At 60.4% G+C, this 8529-nt stretch carries 5 protein-coding genes and 1 pseudogene; 1 reads left to right on the plus strand and 5 read right to left on the minus strand.

The window, feature by feature from the left end; translation table 11 throughout:
• Positions 1-472 precede the first annotated feature (472 nt).
• The 5 genes and pseudogenes from BLU54_RS00340 to BLU54_RS24495 form a co-directional block, all read right to left on the minus strand.
• Entirely contained in the window at positions 473-1504 is a 1032-nt protein-coding gene (locus BLU54_RS00340) for a ParB/RepB/Spo0J family partition protein (protein ID WP_091903446.1), read from the minus strand.
• On the minus strand, positions 1494-2168 hold the full coding sequence (locus BLU54_RS00345) for an AAA family ATPase (RefSeq protein ID WP_091903448.1): 675 nt from the start codon (positions 2166-2168) through the stop codon (positions 1494-1496). Before BLU54_RS00345 ends, BLU54_RS00340 begins: the two co-directional genes overlap by 11 nt.
• Positions 2169-4400: 2232 nt before the next feature.
• Entirely contained in the window at positions 4401-5399 is a 999-nt protein-coding gene (locus BLU54_RS24080; RefSeq protein ID WP_139169370.1) for a hypothetical protein, read from the minus strand.
• Between the two features lie 2 nt (positions 5400-5401).
• Positions 5402-5620, minus strand: coding sequence for a hypothetical protein (locus tag BLU54_RS24085; protein ID WP_235837725.1), 219 nt, complete (start codon positions 5618-5620; stop codon positions 5402-5404).
• A gap of 613 nt (positions 5621-6233) precedes the next feature.
• Positions 6234-6413 (minus strand): annotated as a pseudogene (locus BLU54_RS24495) (hypothetical protein); the annotation flags it as partial.
• Between BLU54_RS24495 and BLU54_RS24090 the strand changes: the two are divergent.
• The gene (locus tag BLU54_RS24090) at positions 6336-6536 is read left to right on the plus strand and encodes a hypothetical protein (RefSeq protein ID WP_235837726.1); all 201 of its coding nucleotides are present in this window, start codon (positions 6336-6338) and stop codon (positions 6534-6536) included. The pseudogene BLU54_RS24495 and the gene BLU54_RS24090 sit on opposite strands and share 78 nt — an antisense overlap.
• Positions 6537-8529 lie beyond the last annotated feature (1993 nt).

Raw genomic sequence — 8529 nt, forward strand, 5'->3', positions numbered from 1 at the left:
CGTTGCGTCCGGGCGAGCGACTCAGCGTGAAGCGTCGGGCGCCCGGTTGCGTCGTACGAGAAGCCACGGGGTCGCCCGGCAACCCAAGCTATGCGCGCCAGTGTGTTCGCCGAGTCGTTCGGTTGTTCGACAGGCCGGTGCCTGTCTCGCGCTTTCGGCAAAATCGGAAACTGGCAGCGAAACATTGCGCTGCTTTTGGGCGATGTCGAACCGATGCCGCATCCCTGCGCCCTGCTTCAGCGTCCTCCACCCGAACGCCGAGCCCGCTCATCCAGACTGTCGGCATGTCGAGCGAACGCTGAAGTTCGATGCAGCGGCTTGCATGGCGGGCACGGCGGGCACTTCGCGGTGTGCTGACGCGACGGGCGACAGCGTGCCGCGCTCAAGCGGTCACGAATCCGTCCTTGGACGCGAAATGCAAAGCGCGGATAGCCAAGGCGGCCGAACCGCGCTCGTGTCGTTTCTCCTCGCTTCAAGTGTCCAAGCGAGCATGCGCATCCGCGCCGAGACGACGCCTGAGTTCGTCCACAAGTGCCTCGCGCTTGGATGTGTCGTCGAAACGGATGTCGAGCACCACGCGTCCCGAATCCCATTCCTTGAGAGTCCCGAGGTCTTGCCCGCCCTCATCACGTAGTCGGTATTGACGGGAGAGTTGCTTTTTCGATTTGATTCCCTGTTCGAGCGCTTTGCGTAGGGCTTCGACTTTTCGGAACGTGAGCGACTCGGCGACGATTCGTTTCGCCAGGGCATCGGTGGCCGCCGTATCGCTGGCCTTCAGGTACAACGCAAGCTCGTAGGCGATGTTGATACCGAAGGTCTGAGGATGCTCATGCATCAATTCCTGCACCGAGGATGGCAGGTCCAACAAGGCCAGCAGCTTGCTGATCTTGCTTGCGTTCTCACCCGCAATCGATACGAGATCTTCATCGGTCCTGGCGATTCCCTGTTCACGCAAACGCTTCAGACCGAGCGCCACGTCCAGGACCGATTCGCTTTCACGCTCGTGATTGAGCGCCTTGGAGAGCCGATAGAAATCGATGGGCGCCAACTGCTCAAGCACGCAACACTCGATATCGGTGCGTCCCAAGGCTTGCATCGCTTGCCGGCGATAATGCCCATCGATCAGGAAGTACTCACCCGCACGCTCCGGATTCGGCGTCACCAGGACCGGCACCAACTGCCCTTCCTTTTGAATCGAAGCGGCGCGAGCGCTGATCGCTTCGGGGGAATAAAAGCTGCGCGAATTGAGTGGATTCGAGACAAGTGCCTGTAACGGCAAGCGGACGAAACGCTTCTTCACCGAGGCGCCGGAAATCAGTGCTTCCACCGCCGGCGGCAAGTGGCCGGAGACGGGCCGCTGTGACGATGGTTCAAGCAGCCCATTGGGTCGATCGGACAGCACGTGATCGGCTTTTTCGAAGCGGTCGTCAACGCGCGTGCGTAAATCATTTTCGCGGCGCAAACCTCTGCTGAGCGAGTCGGAGAAGTTTTTTTTAGTCGCCATGCTTCGTTCCTCGCTGCAGGATCTTGCTCACTTCGTCGGCGAGCGAATTCACCTCGCGCACTGCGTCGCGCGCGCCGCTGATCGTGTGGACTGATTGTCCGGTGGTCTCGGCCTCCTTGAATGCCGCGCGCAGCCCAAGTCGGCTCGTCAACATCGGTACGGACGCGTCGCTTGCCAGGTGCTGGAACACCTGGCGTACGATCGTGATGTTCTGGTACATATTTGCGAGAGTGCGGACTTGCAGTGTTTCGTTACTGATCTGCGCGTTCGCGGCGAGCTTCTTTGCCTCCTCGATCGCCCAGAGGTTGCCGCCAGATCCACCCACGGGAATCAACGCAAGATCAGCGATCAACAGCGCGACGGAAGGCGCGGCCGACTGTATGGCCGGTGGACAGTCGATGACGATAAAGCTGTAATCGTCAATGAATTTCCGAATCTCGCGATGCGCGGTACCTGCCATATGGCTTAGGTTGACCGCCGTGACGTGCAACGGGCGGTCATCCGCTGACATGCCCGCCCATATGCTGGCCGTGCCCTGTGGATCCAGATCGACCAACAATGTCCTCGAACCGCGACGCGCCAAGGTCTCGGCAAGATTGCAACTCACCATGGTCTTGCCGGCGCCACCCTTCTGGTTGAACACCGTGATGATTTTCGCGCTCAAGTGATCCTCTCGCTGGAAACCGGCTTTCTACGTAGAAAGTCGCGTTGGGCGCACTATAGCAACCGTTCCTTCTTTTGGAAAGCTTCCAAATGGTCGTATTCTAGTGTCGCGCCGCAGCTTGGCACGCTCTGAAACTTTCCAAAAGGGTGGCGGATTGAAGACGGTACACGCAGGCACCGAGCGCCAGCGTCAGCGGTATAGCGAGTAACAGGGGCGTCTTCAAGAGGTTTCTACGTAGAAAGGTTGCCTTCGGGTGGCATATTCACCAGCGTCGCGAAAAACACAGGCCGAAGAGGCTCGGGAAGGAACAGGTAGGGGTCGTTTATTCGGGAATGGCTTTTGGTCGTGATGCCCCAAAGTGCACCAGCCGGAGCTGCTGCGGCGGAGCATCGTAGTGGCAAAGCTAGCGATAACCGCGGCGACGAATGCGGCAGCAACCGCCGCGACAAAGGCTCTCTCGAGTTCGGACAGATACGGACCTATATCCGAATTCTCGCGGAACGTAACTACACCCAAGCGGCAAGCTGTCGTCTGCGCTCTGCATCCGCTGCTCGTGAGGAGCGGGCTAGGCGGCGAGGTAATGCCATAGCAGTCGGCGTTAGCACCGGTTTCTACGTAGAAACTCCCACGAGGCGATGACGCTGCCGCTTTGCGGCACATGTCATCAACACTGTGTTACTCAGGCCGGTCAACCGTACCGGTTCGCAAAACGCGCCGTCCGAGGGCCTCGACTGAACGAAAATGCCAGCCAGCGCGGGCGCCGCAGCATCTGCTTCTCGACAGACTATCCGCATTGATAAGCGGATAGTCTCAACGGTTTTGCCTTGCGGCAACGGAATGCAGCGACGCGGCATAAAGCAGCGCGTGGCAGTTCGACGTAGTGCAATGTCGATCTCGATTCAATGCCTCTGATTTTCTCGTAGGCAAGCTCCCCGAAAGGAGTCTCGCCTTGCTGCGTTCGCGCTTGCTACGGTGTGTAAGGGGCGGCAGCAACATGGGATGCGCTCATGAGCGAATGCAGATTCCAGGATCGGGCCGATCAAAACCGTTCTTCTCGGCTGACCCTCGCGGCCAGCAGAACGCCGACGTCAGGCCTCGAGCTGGACTTTCGGAATGGCCTTCCCGCGACGTCAGCAACTGCCTAACCTGCGAACATACAGCCAGCGTAGACGCCGAGCGCCGGTCCAGCCGAGACGCGACTCCGTCGCGCACAACGCGTATGCAGTCCACTTTCTACGTAGAAAGCGCCTCCGCTAACGCCGCATGAGCAGCTGATTCAATTCCAACTGTGCGATCCGCCGCACTTACGGCCGGCAAGGCGTTCCGCATCACGCTTCCGGCGCTTCGGGCAAGCAGTCGCCTCGCAATACGCCCGTGGACATCCGCAATGTACGGGTCACTGCCTAATTTGAATGTCCGACATCCAACCATGACGATTTTGAATAGTTCCGGTTTGGAAGACGTCAGCCTGCCAGCTTGCAAGTCCGACGGTAACGAAGGGGGTGGACCGAATTCCAATTTCGAAGGATCGTTTTGCGATTGGCTTAGCGCACTTAGGCTTCCTCGCGGGCTTATTGCTCGCGTACATTCTCGATCCATGTAACGTTGGGCCGCCGTTTATGCCGCCGTCGTACGTCGAGATGAGTCGCGGCCGACCTCAGCGCGCTCTTTCTACGTAGAAAGAGCGCGTCAGCGTGCTCCGAGAACGGGCGGGCTCGTGTTGCACGAACGCAGCCCTCTCCTCGGGCCGCAAGATGCCGACAGTCTTTTGCTTCGTGAGAACCCGGCAAACATGGCTAGGCCGATGTGTGTCGCCGCCACATTCGCCGCGATTCGCGATAAGCGGCGTGCTTCGATTGCTCGCGTGCGTTTGACCTTGTTCGGATAACTCAGCTGCCTTAGACAGATACCGTACCCTGCGGCATCGGCGCCGGGAATCCGAAGCAACCGAATCATCACTCGACATTCGCTTGGCCGTGGCGACGATCTGCCATACGAAGAAAATGATTGGTAGGCGTTGCATTGCCTGATCCGGGGGCTAGAGCGACCAGCGGTCAGAGGGCCGCCTGTCCCACAAGCGACGCTAACGATGCGCGCAAGTGGCACCTGGACACGCAGCGGCTTTCTACGTAGAAAGACGACTGGGCGGGCGATTTCGGGGCATTGGAACCCCGCGCAGCGCGGCGTTGGACCGCCCGAGTCATAGGGTGGTCGCCCAATATCGCGCGGCCATTATGTCGCGGAACCTCTGAGGTGCTTCCCGGCTAGCACAAGCGCCTTGTAGGTAATCTCCTGACGAAATCGTTCAACCGAATTGTCTCCGCTTCGAGGGCTCTCGGCAATGACGGCGTCGCGCGGCGGGTCCGCCACCGTCACAAGACGGCGGAACGCTTGGCGAAGCGTATGAGGAGTTGTGCCAACGCCGGTCGCACTCTTTCTGCTCAAGCCGATTGCGCCTAGCGCGGGAACGGCTGCTAGCTCCACCTGGGCTAAATCGTCGACACACAAGACGGGCGGGATTCCGCGCGCGATTAAATGTTCCGCCAGTGATTCGGCCAGGAAGTGCACTTCCAAAGATTGCAAGGAACCGTTTGCGTTTGCTACGCGCGTCCGTTCACGAATCGCATGGAGGCACTGTCCTACCGAAAGTTTCGTAGCTTGCTCAAGGCTGAGGCCCAGCGTGTAGGCAATCGCCACTAGCAGAAGCATCCTACTTCTACCCAGCGGTTCGCGTGCCCGCGTCTTGACGCGTGAGACTGCTGCCTCTAGCAGGTCACCCGCCCAGCTACCAGAGGAGGGCACCATGATGCCGTCAGGAGCAACTTGCGAAACGTAGCGTGCTTGTTCGTGCGTAGCGCAACCAGGTGTCAGTTCCGTCCCGCTCTTTAGCGCGAAACGGTGCGCACTGACGTTCGGAATGACGCTCACTTCGAAGTTGGCTCGCTTGCCGAAAGCAACTCCGCCGGACGTGAAGCTCGATCTCACGTCCAATCGATCCGCATTGTGGCCGTATTCTTCTGCTCGTTCCACTGTCGGCAGGCGATCATCAAAGTCGTTCGAACGCCTGTCACGCTGAGGCAGAAGCTTGGTCTCACGCGTCAGACCGGGTCGCCTTGCCGCGTCAGTGTCACGGTTGGTTGTGGCCAGCTGGGCATTGCGCAATTGGCGAAGCTCCGCGTCGTGGTTTTTCTCGACTATTTGCTGCGCGCTGTGACTCGAACTTCTTCTCACCGTTAAGCGCGTCTCGGCCGGAAGCTGTCGAGTCTTGTCGGTCCCAGCAGCACCAGCAGCACCAGCAGCACCAGCAGCACCAGCAGCACCAGCAGCACCAGCAGCACCAGCAGCACCAGCAGACCCAGCAGACCCAGCAGACCCAGCAGACCCAGCAGACCCAGCAGACCCAGCAGACCCAGCAGACCCAGCAGACCCAGCAGACCCAGCAGACCCAGCACCAAAATCCCACTGCGCGACTGCTGGCATGCCATCGGCAGCCGAACTATCGGCGTCGTCGCCTACCAATTGCGCTGGGTCGGATTGCTGGGTGTTTGCACTCAACAGTTTCAGCACGGCCGCCGCTGTCCTTCTCGCATGGGAGGCGGAGGCCGGAGACATCGGTCCGTCCAAGGGCCGCCAACCGCTGGTGCCGCGCAGTGCGGTTTTTCGCCGTATCCAGTCGACGCCCGGGTTGCGCAGGAAAGCCTCGTATTCGATCAGGGAAGACTGATCCAATGCACTGAGCGGGCGGCGCATCTCAAGCCATGCCCACAGCGCGAGCCGCTCGGCTTCCTTACGATAGCGCCGAGCGCTGTTGGGACTGAGCGGCGCCTGCGAGAGGGCGCTGACCGCGGCGCGGAATGCACGAGTGGCGCGCAAGGCATCCTGTTGCCCGGCCGGAACGACGCACGGCGCCTGGAGCGACTCGAAGTTCAGTTCGTCGGGCGAGGTGATGAGCGCCCATCGGAGTGTCGGAGTGCCCCGAGACGCGGGTGCATCGTTATCGTCACGCGGGCGCGCCCCCAACCAGGCATCGACGCGCTGCGCCGTGCGGGCACCCAAGCCAGCGACATGCACATACCAGCGGCTGCCTTTTTCCTCGATCAAGCAGCGCAGTGACCCGATCGAGCCACAGCCGGCACGCCGTAGCCGCCGCGCGGCATGAGGCGGTAGGTGGAGCTCGACGTCATCCGCGCTGTCGCACAGTCCGACTTCGATACAACCCCGTTCGGCCTCTTCGAGCGCTTCCAGAACTGCTGCGCGTCGACGATTACCCCGCGCATGCTGCCCGCCGTGCTCGGCAGTGAAGAGCGCAAGCAGCTCACTTTCTGCGTAGAAACCTTCGGGATCAACGCGTGCCGCGAACGCGGCTAGTGATTCTTCGGCTACATCTCTATTGCGCTGCGTGTCTCGGGCCGAGAAGAGTGCTGCTTTCGCCTCTTCGCCGCGACGTCGGAAGTAGGCCGCCACTTCATCGGCGATCCACCGCCGAAGTACGCGCGGGCGCAGTTCTTCGAGCGCGGGAAAGAAGCGCGTAGACAGCCGCTCCAGCGGCAACCCCTCGACGAAGCCGCGATAGAAGGCAAAGTGCGCTCTCGTTAGCGAGCCGACTGCCTCTGTTCCAGCCCTGTTCCCCAGCCTGCGCGGCCCCGTCGTCAAGATTTCAGCCCTCCACTAGGCCGCCATACGATAGAAAAAACATATTTGGAATCATGCACTTGCAGGACATTCAAAACGTAGGCCGGCGGAAATCAGTCAATTTCTTCAAAAAATAACTAAGACGATAACACATCACACTTCGTGTTTGAGCGTGGTACACGGCTGGTGCAGGCGCGAACTGCGCCTTCAGCCGACTCGGCACTACGACGACCCGCAAAAGAACCGACTTGAAGGCATACGCACGATGATGGCCGCTACGCGCGGGCTTGGCGCTCCAGGCGACGGTCCAATCGCACTGTTACCGACCTCTGCGCGCTAACGCCAGCTCAGACTTCGTCAGCCCCTGGCACTCTCCGCTCATACCTTGCAAGTTCGCTATCGGCGTCAGTTCGTTAAAGCGTCGCCAACCGCCTGTGATGATCGCGAGGCGCCTCGGCTCAAGACTTTAACCGGCGTTCGTAGCGCAAAGCAGCAAATGGGTCCTATCGTCGGCCAACTCGACGCTAGCGGGGAGGCAGCCCGTCACATCCGCCACCGTCGCCTATTCATGCAGTCTCGTTTTCACGCACTTATCCACAAAACCTGTAGATAACTCTGTTGAATACTCGGCGGTAACTGTGCAAGTGCTTGATTCGGCACGGAGCCGTGTCCGTGATCGCAAAAAGGGCAAGACGCCACTCGTTTAAGCGCGCGAGTTTGTCCCGCCATCACCCTGCGCAAAATTGCAAGCGGTAACGTCAGCCGGCGAGCGCTTTCTGAAGCAAAACTAGCCGTCGTCAGCTAAGTGATTTGAGTCAGAAGTGAGACCGTCTCGAAAGACGACTCCCTGGGTACTGGCCCCGATGCGTCGCCGAGCACCCTTTGCATGACCAAGGCCTGGACGGATGGCGGCAGCAAGAGTCACAGAGCTTGCGAGGTTTCTCGCGAAGGTGTCGCATTTGCTAAGCGTGCGCAGAAAACTTGCGCCCGATCGATGGCCGCGAAGACGACGCGCATTGCAACGGCGTTAGACATTTTGGCCAACGGCCACGCGTCCGCTCGACCTTGAGGGGCGGGCATCCTTGACGTGTGACCGTTGCATAGACGACGCGCGGCTTCGATTGATCGGGGGGCCACCGGCGTTCGCATGCCCACCGCGTTCTGCAAGAGAAAGCCGGCTCTGCCGGTGACGTGTGGTTAAGCCGGCGCGAATACAGGCTGGCAGGACCGCCGCTGGCCTTCCAGCGTCAGTTCACCTACTGCCTACCTTGTTGCGACCGGCGCGCCGCCGCACGACGGGGTTATTGATCGCCTCGATCGCCCCCGATGCAGTTGGAAGCACCGCTGAGGAACCGAGTTGCGCCTGCCGTTTCGTGCGGTGGCCGCGTCGCCCGGCCGCAGGCGGAACACGTGTGCGTCTTACCACCAGACAGTATCCAGCAGGTGCACGCGTTGAAGGGGGGCCAGACCCCACTCCGTGCCAGGGGGAGTTCATGAAGCCCTAAGACGCTTTGTCGCCCTAACGTCCCAACTCCCCAACTCCCCAACTCCCCAACTCCCCAACTCCCCAACTCCCCAACTCCCCAACTCCCCAACTCCCCAACTCCCCAACTCCCCAACTTCCCAACTTCCCAACTTCCCAACTTCCCAACTTCCCAACTTCCCAACTTCCCAACGCGCCAACGCGCCAACGCGCCAACGCGCCAACGCCAAGACGGTCGAACGCCCG

Origin of the sequence: Chitinasiproducens palmae, assembly GCF_900095735.1 — a bacterium.
In the GTDB taxonomy this organism is placed as follows: domain Bacteria; phylum Pseudomonadota; class Gammaproteobacteria; order Burkholderiales; family Burkholderiaceae; genus Chitinasiproducens; species Chitinasiproducens palmae.